Here is an 18,076-nt window from a genome sequence, read left to right as displayed (position 1 = left end):
ACCGGTCCCGCGCGGCTGCGTCGGTCACGTTGGCTCGACCTCTGCGGGCCGTACGCACGAGCAGAAAGAAGCACCATGCACCGCACCGCTCGCCGCCAGATCGCAGTGCTCTACGGGACTCGGCCCGAGGCCGTGAAGCTCGCCCCGGTCGTCAACGAGCTCAGACGCCGTGACCAGCACACGCCTCTCGTGGTCACGTCCGGCCAGCACCGGGGCATGCTCGATCAGGTCAACCGCCTCTTCGAGATCGTCCCCGACCACGATCTGGGCCTGTTGAGGCGCGGGTACTCGCTCGACGACGTCCTGGTCGGCGCGATCCGCGGCTTCAGCGAATACCTCGACGCGCACCCGGTCGACGCCGTCGTCGTGCAGGGCGACACCACCACCGCCTTCGCCGGCGCCCTGACCGCCTATCACCGGCAGATCCCGGTCGTGCACGTCGAGGCAGGGCTGCGCACCGGCGACGTCTACTCGCCGTTCCCCGAGGAGGGGAACCGGAAGTTCATCAGCGCGATCGCCGCCCGGCACTGCGCGCCGACGTCGCTGGCCGCCCGCAACCTGTCCCTCGAGCACGTGGCGGAGCAGGACGTCATCGTGACCGGCAACACCGTCATCGACGCACTGATGCACACGGTGTCCCGTCCAGGCCGGATCAGCGACCCCGAGCTCGCCGCCGCGCTCGACCAAGGGCGGCGGCTGGTCCTGGTCACGGCACACCGCCGCGAGTCCTGGGACAACGGGATCGCCCAGATCGCGCAGGCCGTCGTCCAGGTCGCAGAGGCGTTCCCGGACGTGCTGGTCGTGGTCCCCCTGCATGCCAACCCCACGGTGCGCGAGGCGATCGTTCCGACGGTCATGCACACAGCGAACATCCTGCTCACCGAGCCGCTGCCCTATACGGAGTTCTGCCAGGTCCTGGCACGGGCCACCGTCGCCGTCACCGACTCCGGCGGCATCCAGGAGGAGGCCCCCGCCTTCGACGTGCCCGTCGTGATCACCCGCGAGACGACCGAGCGCCCCGAGCTCGTGGAGTCGGGCGGCGGCGTGCTGGTCGGCACCGACGCGGCCCGCATCGCCGACACGGTGTGCAAGCTGCTGACCGACGAGGCACTGCATCAGCGCATGGCCTCCGCTCCGAACCCGTTCGGCGACGGCCACGCCGCCGAACGGGTGGTCGACGTGATCGAGTCCATGATCCACGACCGCCGGCTGGACAACGACAATCGCTGGGCGTCGGCCGCCCTCGCCCGCTAGGACGCCTGGTCCGCAAACCTCCCAGGGACCACCGGCCCCTGTGGGGTGGATCGAGGCACCAGCCACGCCGGAGGCCGGATCCGGGAGGATCTCGGCCTCCGGCATGGTGGTTCACGGCCGCACGCCGGAAGCGGCCGACGCGCAGGTGAAACTCTTCCCCCAGGCACAGGACGAGTCTCGCAGGAGGACCGACAGGTAATGTGGGCGGTCGGAATCAGAAGGGGGCATCGTGCGCAAGGTGACGGTCTATGACGTGGCGGAGCTCGCAGGAGTCTCCATCGCCACCGTCTCGTTCGCCTTCACCCGGCCGGACAAGGTCAAGGCGCAGACGCTCCGGAGCGTGATGGAGGCCGCGGACCAGCTCGGCTATGTGCCCAGCGGGAGCGCACGAGGCCTGGCCCGCGGCCGGACCGGCGCGATCGGCATCTATTCCTACGACTACCTGCTCGACCCCGACGAGGACAAGCCGGCCACCGACACGGAGACACCGGTACCTGACGGGCGCCTCTTCCCGCTCTACGCCGACGAGGTGCAGCGGGGCGTGCAGATCGAGTGCCGACGCCGCGGCTACGCGCTCATGCTCGGTGGCAACCGGGCCTCCGACCACCTGCCCCACGTGATCGAGGTGGCCGGACGCGTCGACGGGCTCATCGCGTTCGCCGGAGCGCTGACGGACAACGCGCGCCGCCAGGTGACGGCGCGCATCCCGGTCGTCGAGCTCGGGGGCCTCGAGCGCGACGACGCACGCACTGTCCTCGTCGACAACGAGAGCGGCATGCACGATCTCACCCTCCACCTCGTCGAACAGCACCACCACCGGCGCTTCGCCTACGTGGGCGAGCTCGGGACCGAGGAGTTCAAGGCCCGGCGGCGCGGCTTCGAGCGCGCTCTGGGCACCCATGGCATCACCGCACCGGAGATCGTCCCCGCCCACGCGGGCGACGACGCGTCCACGCTCCGCGCCGTCGCGGAGATCCTCGCGCGGCCCGAGCGGCCGGAGGCCATCGTCTGCGACACCGACCAGTCCGCCCTCGCCGCGATCGTGGCGCTGCGGGCAGCCGGGCTTCGCGTGCCCGACGACGTCGCCGTGACCGGCTTCGACGGCATCCTCGCCGGGCGGATCGCCGCTCCGGTGCTGACCACCGTCCGCCAGCCGATGGAGCAGATCGGGCGTGCCGCCGTCGAGATCCTGTCGCGGACGCTCGACGGGCAGGACGCCGTCGCCCCGGCGCCCGTGCTGACCTGCGAAGTCTTCGTCGGAAGCAGCTGCGGCACGCACTGACGTCACCCACGGGTGTCACATCTGCCTCTTGCGCCGAGAAATCTAAGCGCTTAGATTCTGCAGGACGGCCCGCCCGCAATGCCGCGAGCGAACGTCACCCCGCACGCACCGATGAAGGAACAACGATGATCCGACACAGACTTCTGGCCGCGTTCGCCGTAGCGACCGCTTCCACCCTCCTCGTCTCAGGCTGCGGACGAGCCGAGAGCCCGGGACAGACCGGCGGCGCCGCTGCCGAGCTGAGCGACGGTCCCGCGACCGGCACCGTCACCGTCTGGGCCCAGGGCACCGAGGGAGAGGCGCTGCAAGACTTCGTCAAGCCGTTCGAGGAGGCCAACCCCGACGTCCAGGTCGAGGTCACGGCCGTGCCGTGGGACTCGGCGCAGAACAAGTACCAGACGGCGATCGCCGGCGGCACGACGCCCGACATCGGGATGCTCGGCAGCGACTGGATGCCCGGGTTCCGGTCGGCCCTGACGCCCGTGCCCGAGAGCATCGACACCTCCGACGTCTTCCCCTTCGCGCTCGAGTCCACCGAGTTCGACGGCGCTTCCTACGCCGTGCCGTGGTACGTGGAGACCCGGGTCATCTTCTACCGGACCGACCTGCTCAAGGAGACAGGTTTCGACGACTTCCCCACCGACTGGGCCGGCCTGAAGGACCTGGCCAAGGCGTACCAGGACGAGACCGGTGCCGAGTTCGGCATCTCGCTGCCGTCCGGCGGGTGGAACGCGTTCCTCAGCAACCTTCCGTTCGCCTGGTCGAACGGCGCCGAGGTCATCAACGAGGACCAGACCGAGTGGACGCTCGACAGCCCGCAGATGGTCGAGTCGCTCTCGTACCTCAACTCGTTCTTCGAGGAAGGGCTCGCGGACAAGAGCCCCGACACCGAGTCCGGTTCCGCCTCGGCCGATCTCGTCAGCGGCGACGTCCCGATGTTCCTCAGCGGCCCCTGGGACATCCCGGGTCTCGAGCTGGCCGGCGGTGAGGGGTTCGAGGACAAGTTCGGTGTGGCGACGATCCCGGCCGGCCCGGACGGCACCTCGACGTCGTTCGCCGCCGGCTCGAACCTCGGGGTGTTCAAGGACGCCGAGAACCCGGACGCCGCCTGGAAGCTCATCCAGTGGCTGAGCCAGCCGGACGTCCAGGCGCAGTGGTTCGAGACCGTCAACGACCTCCCCGCCCAGCAGGCGGCCTGGGACGACGAGGCACTGACCGCCGACCCCCGCGTCGCCGTCTTCGGCGAGCAGCTCCAGAGCGTCAAGATCGCCCCCACGCTCGTCTCGTGGACCCAGGTCTCGGCCGCCGCGGACACCCAGATCGAGCAGGTGTTCCGGGGCGGCAAGAGCGTCGAGGACGCGCTGGCCGAGCTCCAGTCCACCGCCGACTCGCTGGGCACCGGGCGATGACTGTCCTCACCCGGGCCGTGGCCCCCGCTGCGCGGGAGCGCAGCGCGGGCCACGGCCCGGCCGCCGCGAGACGGCGCCGCACGGCGGTCGTCGCCTACCTCTTCTCGTTGCCGTTCATCGCGAGCTTCGCGATCTTCATGGTCTTTCCGCTGATCAGCTCGCTCGGGATGTCGTTCACCGACTTCCGCAGCACGGACATCCCCACGCCGTTCGCGGTGGCGTTCGTCGGTCTGGACCAGTACACGGCCCTGTTCCAGAACGAGCAGTTCGTGCGCTCGATGGTCAACACGCTGTACTTCGTCGGCGTCGGGATCCCGCTGACCATGGCCGTCGCGCTCGCCCTCGCGGTCGCCCTGAACGGCGCGATCACCCGCTTCCGGACCGTGTTCCGCGTCGGGTTCTACGCCCCGGTCGTCACCAGCATCGTCGCGGTCGCCGTGGTGTGGCGGTTCATCCTGCAGCCCGACGGCCTCCTCAACACGCTGCTGGCGGCGATCGGCATCACCGGGCCCGACTGGCTGGGCTCCACCGCCTGGTCCATGCCGTCGATGATCCTCATGGCGGTGTGGCGCAACATGGGCACGCTCATGATCATCTTCCTGGCCGGCCTGCAGGGCATCCCGCAGGAGGTCGTCGAGGCCGCCGAGGTCGACGGCGCCGGCGCGTGGCAGCGCTTCGTCCGCGTGACGCTGCCGATGCTGCGCCCCACGCTCCTGCTCGGCGCCGTGCTGCTCTCGGTCGGCTACCTGCAGTTCTTCGAGGAGCCCTTCGTCATGACCAAGGGCGGCCCGCTCGACTCCACCCTGTCGATCAGCTACTTCACCTTCAACCAGTTCGGCTTCGGGAACTACGGGACGGCGTCGGCAGCCAGCTATGTGCTCTTCGTGGCGATCGCGCTGCTCAGCATCGTGCAGTTCCGTGCCTTCCGGACAAAGGAGTGACCATGGGCTCCGCAACCACGGCCCCGGCCGTCTCCGAGCGCTCGACCAGAACCCGGAAGGTCACGTCGGCACGGCGTCGGAGCCCGTCGGGCACCGTCCTCGCCTACACCGCCCTGACGTTCGCACTGGTGGCGACACTCATACCCTTCGCGTGGATGTTCCTCGGCTCGGTGAAGACCGAGGCCGAGCTCCGGCAGCGACCGCCGACCTGGTGGCCCCAGACGTTCACCTGGGACAACTTCGCGGCATGGTTCGGCCGGCTCGACATCGGCACGTTCTTCATGAACAGCGTCGTCGTCGCCGTGTTCACCGTCCTCGGCACGCTCGTGTTCTGCTCGATGGTGGGATACGCGCTGGCCAAGCTGGACTTCCCCGGCAAGCGCCTCGTGTTCACGCTCGTGCTCGTCACGCTGATGGTCCCGGGCGTCGTCACGTTCGTCCCGCTCTTCGTCGTGGTGAGCAAGCTCGGCATGGTGAGCACCTACCCGGCACTCATCCTGCCGTTCCTCGCCGGTCCGCTCGGCGTCTTCCTCATGCGTCAGTTCATCCAGGACATCCCGGACTCGCTCATCGAGGCCGCCCGGATCGACGGCGCGGGCGAGCTGCGCATCTTCCTGCGCGTCGTCATGCCGCTGTGCGGCCCGGCGCTCGCGACGCTGGCGATCCTGACCTTCCTCGGGTCGTGGAACAACTTCCTGTGGCCGCTGGTGGTAGCCCAGTCCGAGGACATGTACACCCTGCCGGTCGCGCTCTCGCTCTACTCCGTCGGCCAGAACTCGACGAACTACGGCGTCCTCCTGGCCGGCTCCGTGCTCATCATCACCCCCGTGCTCCTGCTGTTCGTCGCGCTCCAGCGCTACTTCATCCAGGGCATCGCAGCGACAGGAATCAAGTGACCACGACCAGCACCCAGCCCACCCCTGCCCGCACGCGGACACCGCACGAGGCGCCCGACGCGCTCACGAGCGTCGTGCCGATCATCCCGGGCTTCCACCCCGATCCCTCCGTGTGCCGGGTCGGGGACGACTACTACCTGGCGAACTCGTCGTTCGAGTACGCGCCGGGCGTCCCCCTCTGGCACAGCCGCGACCTGCTCACCTGGACCCTCGTCGGGAACATCCTCGACCGGCCCGACCAGTTCCCGGCCGGGCACGCCCCGTCCAGCCGGGGCGTGTTCGCCCCGACCCTGCGCCATCACGACGGCAGGTTCTGGCTGATCACCACCGACGTGTCCGACCGCCCGGGCCAGCTCGTCGTCTCCGCCGAGGACCCGGCCGGACCGTGGACCGCTCCCACGTTCCTGGGCGGCCTGCACGGCATCGACCCCGACCTCGCGTGGGACGACGACGGCACGTGCTACGTGACCTACTGCGCCACCGGCCCGGACGGCGTCGGGATCGCCCAGGCACGCGTCGACCTCGAGTCCGGGGCCGTCCTCGAGACCCCCCGACGGCTGTGGAGCGGCACGGGCCTCGCCCACCCCGAGGCGCCGCACCTGTACCGGCGCGGCGCGTACTGGTACCTGCTCGTCGCCGAGGGCGGGACCGAACGCGGCCACAGCGTCTCGATCGCGCGCGCCGACCGGCCCGACGGACCGTACGTCGGCGCACCGGCCAACCCCGTGCTCAGCCACCGCAGCACCAACCACCCGGTGCAGAACACCGGCCACGCCGACCTCGTCGACAGCGCGGACGGCAGCTGGGCGGTCGTCTACCTGGGCGTACGCCCGCGTGGCGTCACGCCGATGTTCCACGTCAACGGCCGCGAGACGTTCCTCGCCGGGATCGACTGGGTCGACGACTGGCCCGTCGTCGACGAGGACCGCTACCTCCGGCCGGTACCCGACACGTCGTACACCGACACGTTCGACGGCGGCGAGCCGCATCCCCGCTGGGCCTCCCCCGGCACCGGGCTGCCCGAGATCGCCGAGGCTCAGCCCGGCGGAGGGCTCCGGCTTCGCCCCGGGGACGGTCCCCGCGGCGCCGTCGGCGCCCTGACCGCACGCACCCTTGACCACGCCTGGCGGTTCGAGGCCGACCTCGACCTGGGTCACGGGTCGGGCGCACTGCTGCTGCGCCTGGACGACGCGCACTGGTGCGAGGTCCGCGCCGACGCCGGCCTGGTCCGCGCCGTCGTCCGCATCGGTCCCCTCGAGTCGCACCTCGGGGCCACCGTCACGCCGACAGGTTCGTCCCTGACACTTCGGGCCGAGGCACTCGGCCCGACGACCGACGGGCCGGACGACGTGCGGCTGTCCGTGGTCGTCGACGGGACCGAGCACGAGCTCACCCGCTTCGACGGCCGGTACCTCTCCACGGAGGTGGCCGGCGGCTTCACGGGACGCGTCGTCGGGCTCCGAGCGCTTGACGGGACTGTCGACGTCTCCGAGGTGCGGTACACGCAGTTCACGAGGGACTCGACCGAGTGAGCTCACGAGCCTCCCGGGCGGGTTGGTCCGGGCCCTCGGCCGGGCCGAGGGGGATCTTCGGGTGCGACGAGCTCGGAGGCAGGCTCTCGGGACGTTGGACTCCGGCCGCGCAGTGAACGAGGCATGGACCGGCAGGGAGCCCAGGCAGGCGAAGCGGCACCGTTGCCACGGGTAGCCGTGACGACGGTGCCGCCGCCAGGGCCGCTAGGCCCGTGCAGTCGCCAGCTCGGGGTAGACGGCCTCGAGCGGAGCGCTGAGCCCGGCCTTCGCCTGGACGGACGTGGCGTCGGCGAGGACCTCGTACTCCCCCGCCTCGGTGGCGTCGAACACGATACGCACCAGGTCGGCCGGGTCGGTCTTGGGGTCGGTGGTGTGGGCGGCCATCGGGGTGTCGACCCAGCCGACGTGCACTCCGACGACGTGCACCCCTGCGGGCGCGAGCTCGAGGCGCAGGGAGTTGGTCACGGACCAGAGTGCGGCCTTGGTCGCGCTGTAGATGCCGGCGACGGCGTACCAGCTCAGGGCGGAGTGGACGTCGATGATCACCGAGCCCGGCTTGGCCGAGAGGGTCGGCGCGAACGCACGCGCCAGGAGCAGCGGGCCGACGAAGTTGGTCTCGACGCTGCGGCGGATCTCCTCGTCCGTGTGGGTGAGGATGCCCGCGCTGGACACCGACGTACCGGCGTTGTTGATCAGGACGGTCACGTCGGAGGCCGCTTCGACCGCCGCCTGGATGGATTCTGCGTCGGTGACATCCAGGGCGAGCGGCACGATGCGCTCGTCGTCCCAGGTGCGAGGGTTTCGGGCGGTCGCGTAGACCTTGGCCGCGCCGAGGTCGAGGGCCTGCCGTACGAACTGGGTGCCGATTCCGCCGTTGGCTCCTGTGACCAGGACGACGGCTCCGTTGAGTGAGGGCATGGGCTTCTTCTTTCCGAGGGATCTGAGGTCGAGCGGGGTCAGACGTGCGTCAGGGCTGGGTAGTCCGTGTATCCGGCCGCGCCGCCGCCGTACAGGGTGGTCGGGTCGAGCTCGTTCAGCGGCGCGTCGGTGCGCAGTCGCTCGACGACGTCGGGGTTGGCCAGGGCGAACCGGCCCAGGGGCGCGATGTCGGCGAGCCCGGCGTCGATGTCGTCGGCGATCTGCTCACGGGTCCGCCCGTATCGCACGACCAGCACGGCCGTGGGCCACACGTCGCGCAACGAGCGAAGCAGGTCGTCGTCGCCGAGGTGGTGCACGTGCAGGTACGCCAGCTCCAGCGGGGCAAGCTCGCCGACCAGGTGCCGGTACTGCGCCCGGACGCTCTCGACGCCGCCCTCGTCGATCCCTCCCAGGGGGAATGCGGGCGAGATGCGGATGCCGGTCCTGTCGGCGCCGATCTCGTCGGCCACCGCTCGGGCGACCTCGACCACGAACCGGGACCTGTTCTCCACGGATCCGCCGTACTGGTCGGTGCGGTGGTTCGCGTTCGGGGAGAGGAACTGGTGCAGCAGGTACCCGTTCGCGCCGTGGATCTCGACCCCGTCCGCGCCCGCGGCGATCGCGGACGCCGCCGCGTGCCGGAACTCGCCGAGCACGGTCTGGATGTCCTCGGCGGTCAGCTCGCGCGGCACCGGTGTCCTCTGCGGTCCGGCCGCGGTGAACATGTCCTGCTCGGCGGAGACGGCGGACGGCGCGACGGGCTGGCGGCGGTGCGGAGTGTTGTCCGGGTGCGACATGCGGCCGACGTGCATCAGCTGGATGAACAGCGACCCGCCACCGGCGTGCACGGCGTCGGCGACCTTCCGCCATCCCTCGACGTGCTCGGGGGCGTAGATGCCGGGGGTGTTGAAGTAGCCCTGCCCGTCCGCAGAGGGCTGGACGCCCTCGGTGATGACCAGGCCGAGCCCGGCCCGCTGCCCGTAGTACTCGGCGGCCAGCTCACCGGGCGTGCCGTCCGGGTTGGCCCGGTTGCGGGTCATCGGCGCCAGCGCGAGCCGGTGCGCGAGCTCCACACGGCCGAGAGCAAACGGCTGCCAGAGGGAAGGTGACGAGGTCATGGGTGCGAATCCTTACGTCGATCGGTCTTGGGTGGCCGCCACTGCTGCCACGGTTGGAACCTTCGCGCAGTAGTGACTGCGCTCATAACTGAGCATAGTCAGCATCTATTCCGACGAGGGTGCGCACCGCGCGGAGGGCCGCTGGGCGTCGGCTTCGCGACGGCGAGGATCGCGCCCGAGCGCCCCCACTCCCCCGATGCTTGACCCCTGCCCCCTTGACAGACTTTTCTGAGCATGCTCATTATTGAGCATGCTCGCATAAGCCGAGCTGGACGAGGACCAGGAGAACGACATGTCGCAGCAAGGGACGACCCAGGGCTACGCCGACGCTCCGACGCGGACGATCGCGGCGAGCGACGCCGTGTTCGCATACCGCGAGCTCGGCCCGCAGACCGGTGTCCCGCTGGTCCTGCTGACGCACCTCGGAGCGAACCTCGACGGCTGGGACCCGCGCGTCGTCGACGGCCTGGCACGCGACCGCCGGGTGATCGCCGTCGACTACCGCGGCGTCGGCGACTCCACCGGACGTGTGCGCGCCTCGATCGAGGAGATGGCCGGCGACGTCGTCGCCGTGATCGAGGCGCTCGGCCACGACCGCGTGGACGTGTTCGGCCTGTCGATGGGCGGGATGGTCGCCCAGGCCGTCGCCGCGGGGGCGCCGCGGCTGATAGACCGGCTCATCCTCGCCGGTGCGGGCCCTGCCGGCGGGCCCGGGCTGACCACCATGACAGCTGTCATGGTCCGGACCGTGCTCCGCGCCGGGCTCACCGTCAACGATCCGAGGGCGCTGCTGTTCTTCACCCCCACCACGGAGGGGAAGCACGCCGCCCGCACCTACCTCGCGCGGCTCAAGGAACGCACGACAGGACGCGACAAGCCGGTCGCTCCCGGCGTGTATCAGGCGCAGCTGGCCGCGGTACGCCAGTGGGGCAGCCAGGAGCCCGCGGACCTGACGGCGTTCACCGGACCCGTCTTCATCGTCCACGGGGACAGCGACCGGATGGTTCCGCCCGCCAACGCCACGGCGCTGGCCCGGCGTCTGCCCGGCGCGGCCGTCACGGTCTACCCGGACTCCGGGCACGGCGTCGTCTTCCAGTACCACCGAGAGTTCGTCGCCGGGGCGCGGGACTTTCTCCACCGATAGTCCCCGCCCGCCCCGTCCTCGCCGCAGACCAACCCATCAGGCCAAGCCACCAGAACCAGAAGGAAGAGCACCATGCGCGCGTTCGTCGTCAGCAAGTACAAGGGACCGCTCCAGGAGGTGGACGTCCCGGAGCCCGTGGTCGGAGAGCACGACGTGCTCGTCCAGGTCCAGGCAGCCGGTCTCAACATGCTCGACGAGAAGATCCGCGCGGGCGAGTTCAAGCAGATCCTCCCGTACAAGCTGCCGCAGATCCTGGGCAACGACGTCGCCGGGACCGTCATCGGCGTCGGCCCCAGGGTCCAGGAGTTCGCCCTGGGCGACCAGGTGTACGCCCGGCCCGACAAGGACCGCATCGGAACGTTCGCCGAGCGGATCGCCGTGGCCGAGGCCGACCTGGCGCTCAAGCCGGTCTCGGTCGACATCGAGGAGGCGGCCTCGCTGCCGCTCGTGGCCCTGACCGCATGGCAGGCACTCGTCGAGAAGGGCAACGTGCAGCCCGGTCAGCGGGTCCTGATCCACGCCGGCGCGGGGGGCGTGGGGACGATCGCGATCCAGCTCGCCAAGCACCTCGGCGCGACCGTCGCGACGACGGTCAGTGGCGGCAACGCCGACTTCGTCCGCGAGCTGGGTGCCGACAGCGTCATCGACTACCGCACCCAGGACTTCGAGCAGCTCCTGGACGGGTACGACCTCGTGCTGGACAGCCTCGGCGGCCAGAACCTGGAGAAGTCCCTGCGGGTGCTGCGCCCCGGCGGCAAGGCGATCGGGATCGCCGGGCCGCCCGACCCCGCCTTCGCGAGAGAGGTGGGCCTGAACCCTGTACTGCGCCTCGCGATCGCGGGGATCAGCGGCAAGATCCGCAGGCGGGCCAAGCGCCTCGGCGTGACCTACGAGTTCCTCTTCATGCGCGCCAGCGGCGACCAGCTCCGTGAGATCACCGCCCTCGTGGACAGCGGCGTGCTGCGCCCCGTCGTCGGACGCGTCTTCGACTTCGACCAGACCGTCCAGGCCGTGCAGTCCCTCGAGAGGGGCGGCATCCGCGGCAAGGCCGTCGTCACCAGGGCCTGAACGAGCCCTCATCCACCGCACTCCAGAAGCAGGAGAAACAACATGAGCGCCAACGACACCTCGAACCAGCACACCGTCACCTCTTATGCGCTTGCCCCGGCCCGCACCATCACCGCGGGCGGCGTCACCTACGCCTACCGCGAGCTCGGCCCGAAGGGCGGGATCCCCGTCATCTTCTTCGTGCACCTCGCCGCGACCCTCGACAACTGGGACCCCCGGATCGTCGACGCCATCGCGCAGAACCGACACGTCATCACGTTCGACAACCGGGGTGTCGGCGCCTCCACCGGCAGCGTTCCCGACAGCGTCGAGGCGATGGCCGATGACGCCTACACCTTCGTCAAGGCCCTCGGCTTCGGCACGATCGACGTCTTCGCCTTCTCCCTGGGCGGCATGATCGCGCAGGACCTGGTGGTCAAGCACCCCGAGCTGGTCCGCAAGCTCGTCCTGACCGGAACCGGGCCCCGGGGCGGCAAGGACATCGACAAGGTCGTGGCCACCACCTACTGGGACATCCTGCGCGCGACGCTGACCCGGTCAGACCCGAAGGAGTTTCTGTTCTTCAACCGCAACGCGACCGGCAAGCCCGCCGCGAAGGCGTTCGTCAAGCGCCTCCAGGAGCGCACCACGGACCGTGACGACGACATGTCGCTGAAGGGGTTCCGGACGCAGCTCAAGGCGATCAAGAAGTACGGACGCTCGGCCCCCGCCGACCTGTCGGTGATCACGCAGCCCACTCTGATCGCCAACGGCGACAACGACCGCATGGTGCCCTCCGTGCTCTCCGAGGACCTGCACCGCCGTATCAAGGACTCCACGCTCGTCATCTACCCGGACTCCGGGCACGGCGGCATCTTCCAGTACCACCAGAGGTTCGCCCCTGTCGCCGCCGAGTTCCTCGCCGGCTGACGTCAGGGCTACATCGAGGCCCGGATGGCTGACCGCGCAGGTCAAGGCAGCCCCGAGCGGCCCGGTCGACGCGCTGTACCCGGACCTGCGCAGTACCGGGGCACCCCCGGATCGCCGTGGAAGAATGAGCGCCGAGCGCCAGCCCGATCAGCAACGAAGGAGGGCAGCCATGCCACTCGCCCCCGGGTCGCCGTCCGTGTCCCTCAGCCGGCGCGAGCGGAACAAGCAGCAGAAGCTCGAACGCATCGTGGCCGCCGCCACCGAGCTCTTCGCCGAACGCGGCATGGACGATGTCACGACGCAGGAGATCGCCGACAAGGCGGATATCGGGGCGGGCACCCTGTTCCTCTATGCCAAGACCAAGGGCGAGCTCCTGCTGCTCGTGCAGAACTCCACGTACGCCGAAGCCCTCGCCCAGGGCAGGCAGGCGGCCGAGAACGTGACGGATCCGCTGGATGCCGTGATGGCCGTCGTGCGGCCGGTCGTGGAGTGCAACCGTAAGCAGGTCGACAACGGGCGGACCTATCTGCGCGAGATGGTCTTCGGCGACCCCGCCGAACCTCACCACCGCGAAGCCCTCGGTCTGAGCGCGCAGACCGAGGAGGCGATCGCCGCCGTCCTGCAGCGCGACGAGCGCCTCACCGCGCAGGACGCCGCGGCCCGGGCGCGCATCGTCTCCGCCATCATGTTCGTCAGCATGGCCGCGTCCTTCAACGCCGCCAACCCGGTGGACGACATCGTGCAGGAGATCCAGGACCAGGTGCGCGTGCTCCTGCCGCGGTGACGACCCAAACCAGTGGCCGAGATCTTGAACGCCGCCGCCTGACGACGCGTAAACCGATCAGTTTCCAACGTGTCCTGCACGGCTAAACTCGGCGCATGACCACGGAGGCGAAAGCGAGCCCTCGGGAGCGCCTGCTGGAGGCGGCGGCGGCACTGACCTACCGCGAAGGCATCGGTGTCGGCATCCAAGCACTGTGCCAGGCAGCGGGCGTCTCGAAGCGCTCCCTGTACCAGCTCTTCGACAGCAAGGACGAGCTGCTGGCCGTGAGCCTGGAGCGGGGCGCGCCCGCCTACACCGCATGGCTGCTGCCCCCGGCGAGAGACGAGAGCTCACCGCGTGAGCGGATCCTGCACGTCTTCGGCCAGCTGGAGTCCCAGTCGACCGCACCCGACTACCTGGGCTGTCGGTACCTGGCCATCCAGATCGAGCTCAAGGACCCGACCCACCCGGCGAGCCGGGTGGCTCGCGGCGTCAAGGCCGACCTCGCCGGGTTCTTCCGGACCGAGGCCGAGCGGGGCGGGGCAAGAGACCCCGACCTGCTGTCCCGGCAGCTCATGCTGATCTTCGACGGCGCGAGCGCCCGCGCGGGCATCGGGGTCGACGACCTGACGGGTCTCGTCTCCCCCACCGCCGGCAGCCTCCTGGACGCGGCAGACGTGCACTGAACGCTTCGACGACTGAGAGAACCTCATGACCATCGCTCCGCTGACCGGCCTCGCCGAGGGCGCCATGATCCCGTTCGGCGGGGACCGGTACACGACCGTGACCGCCGAGCTCGCCGCGGCCTTCCGACCAGGCGACCATCTGCACGTCGTGCAGTCGACCGGGGCGCTGCTGCACGTCCCGGCGACGGTGCGGACCGCCGTGGCGGCACAGGTCGACGCCGCGGTCGACGCGTTCGCCCAGCTGCGCTCGGCCGCACCGGGCGCGGTGCGCGACTTCTACCTGGCGTTCGCCGACGCCCTGGCCGACGACGCCGTCTGGAACCTCATCGAGGCCGCCAACACCGAGGACGTACTGCGCGCGGAGCGGCTCGGGCGTTCGACCACCCGGCTGCGCGTCTCTGCCGGGATGCGCCAGGACATGGTCACCGGCCTACGCGGCTGGGCGACGCAGCAGGCCGCGCGCGCACGCGACGACTCCGCGGACCTGATCGAGCGCGTCGAGCACGACGACTGGTCCGTCGAGATCGTCTCGGCCCCGCTGGGGGTGATCGGCTTCGTCTTCGAGGGTCGCCCGAACGTCTTCGCCGACGCCGCCGGCGTCCTGGCGACCGGGAACACCGCGGTGCTGCGCATCGGGGGCGACGCGCTCGCCACGGCCCAGGCGATCGACCAGCACGCGTTGCGCCCGGCCCTGCGGTCCGCCGGGCTGCCCGAAGGCGCGATCGCTCTGGTCCCCCGACGCGAACGGGCCGCCGGCTGGGCCCTGTTCAGCGACTCGCGCCTCGCGCTCGCCGTGGTGCGCGGCTCGGGGCCCGCGGTGACGCAGCTCGGCAGTGTCGCTCGCCAGAGCGGGACCCCGGTGAGCGCCCACGGCACCGGCGGCGCATGGCTCGTGGCCGACGACACCGCGGACTCCGCGCGTTTCACCCGGGCAGTGCGGCACTCCCTGGACCGGAAGGTCTGCAACACCCTCAACGTCGTCGCCGTCGTGCGCGAGCGCGCGGAGGAGCTGGTGCCGCTGCTGCTGCGGGCAGCGGACGACGCAGCCGCCGCCCGGGGCGGCGTCGCGCGCGTGCACGTCGCCGGCGGCAGCGAAGGCTGGGTGCCGCCGGCCGATCTGGAGCGCCGGATCGTGGTGCGCCGAGCCGAGGGGCCCGTGGACGAGCCACGCGCGAGCCTGCTACCGCTCGACGAGCTCGGCACCGAGTGGGAATGGGAGGACACCCCGGAGCTGAGCCTCGTGGTGGTCGACGACGTCGACCAGGCGGTCGCCCTGTTCAACGCCCACAGCCCGCAGTTCGTGGCGTCCCTCATCTCTGCTGACCCGGGTGCGCACGCGCGGTTCCGTGACCAGGTCAACGCCCCGTTCGTCGGCGACGGGTTCACCCGCTGGGTCGACGGCCAGTACGCGCTCGAGCGCCCCGAGCTGGGCCTGTCCAACTGGGAGAACGGCCGCTTGCTCGGTAGGGGCGGTGTGCTCACCGGCTCCGACCTGACCACACGGCGCACGTTCGCCCGGCACGACAACCCGGACCAGCACCGCTGACCCGACACCCAGGGCCGGGATCCCTCGCACCGCGGATCCCGGCCCTGGGTGCTCCGTCAGAAACCGACCGCTCAGCGCGATGAGACGCCTCGGGCCTCTCCGTCGACCGGAAGGCTGCCGCGCATCTCCGAGATCAGCTGGGGGGTGAGCGTGGCCTCGGTCCGGGAGACCAGCAGCGCCATCTCGTATCCGACCAGACCGATGTCGCAGGTGGCCTCGGCCACCACACCGAGCACCGACCCGTTGGAGACACTCATCAGGAACAGGAAGCCCTGGTCCATCTCGATGATCGTCTGCCGCACATTGCCACCGTTGAGCTGGCGGGAGGCCCCACGGGTGAGGCTCGACATGCCCGAGACGATCGCCGCAAGCTGGTCCCCGCTGGTGCGGTCCAGCTGGTCGGACATCGCCATGAGCAGGCCGTCTGCCGACACGACGAGCGTGTGCCGGCTACCCGGGACGGTCCGCACGAAGTTGTCCAGCAGCCATCCGAAATTCGTGGCCTCGGTACTGAGTGTCACTCTTTGCTCCTCTGGTGCCGGGTCGCCCGCGTGCGGGCTCAGCCGGGCAGCTGGTTGTGCTTGCGGACAGGGGCGTAGAACATGTGCAGGGGAACCATCTGTGCTTGACCGGGGCGGCTCACCACGTCGATACCGCTCCCCGGCAGAGCCGCGACGTATCGCGGCTTCGGGTCCGGCGCGGTCGCCGCCGCCACGACGGCCTTCGCGATGACGGCGAGCGGGTCATCGGTGCGCACCTCCGCCACCGCTCGGTCCGCGATGCGCCGACGCTTGTCGTCCACCACGATCGCGTCGCCGATCGCACGGGTGGCGGGCGTCGCGTGGTTCACCCGGGAGGCGCGACCGGTCCCACCGGGTACGACCAGGAGCACGCGAACGCCGTCCTCCCACGCCTCGTGGTCCACCGCCGCGGAGTATCCCGCGACGGCATGCCTGGACGCCCGATCGGCCGCCAGGTACGGCCCGGTGATCAGACCGGTGACCGACGGAAGGTTGATGATGCGGCCGTCGCGCCGAGAACGCATGTACGGCAGGACGGCCTGAGTCATGCGAACGAGGCCCAGGAGGTTGTTGTCGAAGTCACCCTGTGGACGCGCCGAGCCGACGGCAGCGGTGTTCACCAGGACGTCGATCCGCCCGAATCGCTTGACCACCCGCTCGACCACCCTGGTCGCCGACGCCCCCTGGGTCACGTCGAGACCGATGAAGACGACATCGTCGACCAGGCCGGCCCCCGATGCGTCGCGACCGGTGCCGGCCACGTCGAACCCGGCGGCCACCAAGGCGAGCGAGCACGCTCGCCCGATGCCCGAGGACGCGCACGTCACCAGGGCGACTCGGCGACGTGTTGCCATCTGAGCTCCTCGCCCGTTGAACCGATCGACTGCGGACCACCGTAAACTGATCGGTTTCCAAAGACAACTCCCCCGTACCGGCGATGCGCGCGTCCGACGACCTGCGCAGCAGCGGCAGCATGGCCTGGTACACCGCCAGCACGCCGAAGACGTGGACCTCCCGGCCAGCCCGCACCTCGTCGGGGGAGACGACGCCGGGCTGCGACAGCGCGCGCGGCTTCTCCATGCCCTGGACGTCGGTTGGGTTGCTGGAGATGGCGGCGTTGTCGACCAGCAGGTCGAGCCGGCCTGCCTCCTCCTGGATCCGCTCGGCGGCCCTGGCGACAGATGCCGCGTCTGTCACGTCGAGCTGGAGCGCAGGGACTGCGCGCCGATGACGGACAGCACCTGGAGCTTCTCGTAGCTCTCGCTGCCGGGAACGGCGGTGTAGACCATCAGGGCGTGGGCCTGGCCCGGGTCGATCAGCCGCTGGCAGTTCAGCTCCAGCGCGCCGACCTCGGGGTGGACGAAGTGCTTCATCTGGTGGGGGTGTATCCCGATCTCGTGGTCGTCCCACACACGCCGGAACTCCTCGTTGCTGTCCAGGAGCAGGTCGGCCAGGTAGGCGGCCCGGGAGTCGGGGCCGCGGAGGGTGACGAGCCCGCGCAGGCCGGCGGCATACATCCGCGTCATGAAGGCGTGCTCCTCCGGGGCGTAGAGGTCCCGCACGCCCGGGTCGGTGAACCACCGGTACCCCAGGCTGCGGGCAGGCCCGGTGTACCGGGTCGTGTCGCCGGTGAGCGCGACGCCCATCGGGGTCTGCCGCAGGGTCTCGCCGAGCTCGGTGACGATCTCCGCGGGAGTGTCCTCCAGGCGGTCGAGGATGCGCAGCAACCCGGGGTTGATGTGCTCGCTGGACGAGCCCCTGGGCGGTGGGTTGTGGCCGGCGAGGCGGAAGAGGTGGTCGCGTTCGTCGATCGACAGGTGCAGCCCCTGGGCGATCGAGGCGAGCATCTGCTGCGACGGCTGTGGCCCGCGCTCGCGCTCCAGGCGGGAGTAGTAGTCGGCCGACATGTTGCAGAGCGTCGCGACTTCCTCGCGTCGTAGCCCGCTGGTCCTGCGGCGCTGTCCCCGAGGCATGCCGACGTCCTCGGGCTGTAGTGCCTCACGCCGGTTGCGCAGAAAGCCGGCCAGCCCGGTGCGATCGATCATGGCGCTCCCCTTCTGGAGTAGTGCCTCGTTTCTATCCCGTGCGG

The 18,076-nt window shown here is 70.4% G+C and carries 17 protein-coding genes and 1 pseudogene; 12 read left to right on the top strand and 6 right to left on the bottom strand.

The annotated features are described in order from the left end of the window. Positions 1 to 75 precede the first annotated feature (75 nt). The 6 genes from wecB (at position 76) to AB0I29_RS22105 (ending at position 7,314) form a co-directional block, all read left to right on the top strand. Positions 76 to 1,254 carry a UDP-N-acetylglucosamine 2-epimerase (non-hydrolyzing) gene (gene wecB / locus AB0I29_RS22130; protein ID WP_357485849.1) on the top strand — a complete coding sequence of 393 codons (1,179 nt, stop codon included), beginning with the start codon at positions 76 to 78 and terminating at the stop codon, positions 1,252 to 1,254. Between the two features lie 229 nt (positions 1,255 to 1,483). Beyond that, positions 1,484 to 2,536: a LacI family DNA-binding transcriptional regulator gene (locus AB0I29_RS22125; protein WP_285105990.1), complete on the top strand. Its 1,053-nt coding sequence runs from the start codon at positions 1,484 to 1,486 to the stop codon at positions 2,534 to 2,536. Positions 2,537 to 2,661: 125 nt separating this feature from the next. Continuing rightward, a complete protein-coding gene (locus AB0I29_RS22120) occupies positions 2,662 to 3,945 on the top strand; it encodes a sugar ABC transporter substrate-binding protein (RefSeq protein ID WP_357485846.1) in 1,284 nt (427 codons plus the stop codon). Beyond that, the gene (locus AB0I29_RS22115; RefSeq protein WP_357485844.1) at positions 3,942 to 4,886 is read left to right on the top strand and encodes a sugar ABC transporter permease; all 945 of its coding nucleotides are present in this window, start codon (positions 3,942 to 3,944) and stop codon (positions 4,884 to 4,886) included. Before AB0I29_RS22120 ends, AB0I29_RS22115 begins: the two co-directional genes overlap by 4 nt. A gap of 2 nt (positions 4,887 to 4,888) precedes the next feature. After that, on the top strand, positions 4,889 to 5,782 hold the full coding sequence (locus tag AB0I29_RS22110; protein WP_357485842.1) for a carbohydrate ABC transporter permease: 894 nt from the start codon (positions 4,889 to 4,891) through the stop codon (positions 5,780 to 5,782). After that, complete coding sequence (locus AB0I29_RS22105) at positions 5,779 to 7,314, top strand: family 43 glycosylhydrolase (protein WP_357485839.1); 1,536 nt, start codon at positions 5,779 to 5,781, stop codon at positions 7,312 to 7,314. The genes AB0I29_RS22110 and AB0I29_RS22105 overlap by 4 nt, the downstream gene beginning before the upstream one ends. A gap of 204 nt (positions 7,315 to 7,518) precedes the next feature. Here the strand turns inward: AB0I29_RS22105 and AB0I29_RS22100 are convergent, their stop codons facing one another. Both AB0I29_RS22100 and AB0I29_RS22095 read right to left on the bottom strand, forming a co-directional pair. Next, positions 7,519 to 8,232, bottom strand: coding sequence for an SDR family oxidoreductase (locus AB0I29_RS22100; RefSeq protein WP_357485837.1), 714 nt, complete (start codon positions 8,230 to 8,232; stop codon positions 7,519 to 7,521). 38 nt (positions 8,233 to 8,270) lie between these two features. After that, positions 8,271 to 9,350, bottom strand: a complete 1,080-nt coding sequence (locus tag AB0I29_RS22095; protein WP_357485835.1) for an alkene reductase — start codon at positions 9,348 to 9,350, stop codon at positions 8,271 to 8,273. Between the two features lie 292 nt (positions 9,351 to 9,642). Here AB0I29_RS22095 and AB0I29_RS22090 point away from each other — a divergent pair, with 292 nt between their 5' ends. From AB0I29_RS22090 to AB0I29_RS22065, 6 genes are all read left to right on the top strand, one after another. After that, positions 9,643 to 10,494 carry an alpha/beta hydrolase gene (locus AB0I29_RS22090; protein WP_357485832.1) on the top strand — a complete coding sequence of 284 codons (852 nt, stop codon included), beginning with the start codon at positions 9,643 to 9,645 and terminating at the stop codon, positions 10,492 to 10,494. Between the two features lie 72 nt (positions 10,495 to 10,566). Further along, the gene (locus AB0I29_RS22085) at positions 10,567 to 11,562 is read left to right on the top strand and encodes an NADP-dependent oxidoreductase (protein WP_357485830.1); all 996 of its coding nucleotides are present in this window, start codon (positions 10,567 to 10,569) and stop codon (positions 11,560 to 11,562) included. Positions 11,563 to 11,604: 42 nt separating this feature from the next. Next, positions 11,605 to 12,471 carry an alpha/beta hydrolase gene (locus tag AB0I29_RS22080; protein ID WP_357485828.1) on the top strand — a complete coding sequence of 289 codons (867 nt, stop codon included), beginning with the start codon at positions 11,605 to 11,607 and terminating at the stop codon, positions 12,469 to 12,471. A 169-nt stretch (positions 12,472 to 12,640) separates the two neighbouring features. Further along, on the top strand, positions 12,641 to 13,255 hold the full coding sequence (locus AB0I29_RS22075) for a helix-turn-helix domain-containing protein (RefSeq protein ID WP_357485916.1): 615 nt from the start codon (positions 12,641 to 12,643) through the stop codon (positions 13,253 to 13,255). 95 nt (positions 13,256 to 13,350) lie between these two features. Further along, the gene (locus tag AB0I29_RS22070; RefSeq protein ID WP_357485825.1) at positions 13,351 to 13,920 is read left to right on the top strand and encodes a TetR/AcrR family transcriptional regulator; all 570 of its coding nucleotides are present in this window, start codon (positions 13,351 to 13,353) and stop codon (positions 13,918 to 13,920) included. Between the two features lie 25 nt (positions 13,921 to 13,945). Then, a complete protein-coding gene (locus tag AB0I29_RS22065; RefSeq protein WP_357485823.1) occupies positions 13,946 to 15,466 on the top strand; it encodes an aldehyde dehydrogenase family protein in 1,521 nt (506 codons plus the stop codon). 71 nt (positions 15,467 to 15,537) lie between these two features. On the opposite strand, the gene AB0I29_RS22060 is transcribed toward AB0I29_RS22065, so the two are convergent. The 4 genes and pseudogenes from AB0I29_RS22060 to AB0I29_RS22045 all read right to left on the bottom strand — a co-directional run bounded on the left by AB0I29_RS22060 (position 15,538) and on the right by AB0I29_RS22045 (position 18,032). Further along, positions 15,538 to 15,987 carry a roadblock/LC7 domain-containing protein gene (locus tag AB0I29_RS22060; RefSeq protein WP_357485820.1) on the bottom strand — a complete coding sequence of 150 codons (450 nt, stop codon included), beginning with the start codon at positions 15,985 to 15,987 and terminating at the stop codon, positions 15,538 to 15,540. Between the two features lie 38 nt (positions 15,988 to 16,025). Then, positions 16,026 to 16,841, bottom strand: coding sequence for an SDR family NAD(P)-dependent oxidoreductase (locus tag AB0I29_RS22055; RefSeq protein WP_357485818.1), 816 nt, complete (start codon positions 16,839 to 16,841; stop codon positions 16,026 to 16,028). Positions 16,842 to 16,983: 142 nt separating this feature from the next. After that, positions 16,984 to 17,184: pseudogene (locus tag AB0I29_RS22050) on the bottom strand (dehydrogenase); the annotation flags it as partial. Beyond that, the gene (locus AB0I29_RS22045; protein WP_285106010.1) at positions 17,181 to 18,032 is read right to left on the bottom strand and encodes a helix-turn-helix transcriptional regulator; all 852 of its coding nucleotides are present in this window, start codon (positions 18,030 to 18,032) and stop codon (positions 17,181 to 17,183) included. The gene AB0I29_RS22045 and the pseudogene AB0I29_RS22050, both read right to left, overlap by 4 nt. Positions 18,033 to 18,076: the final 44 nt, after the last annotated feature.

This window comes from Promicromonospora sp. NPDC050262 (assembly GCF_040655935.1).
Classification (GTDB): Bacteria; Actinomycetota; Actinomycetes; order Actinomycetales; family Cellulomonadaceae; genus Promicromonospora.
Note: the sequence above shows the minus strand (reverse complement) of the source record. Positions and strands in the feature narration are given on the sequence as shown.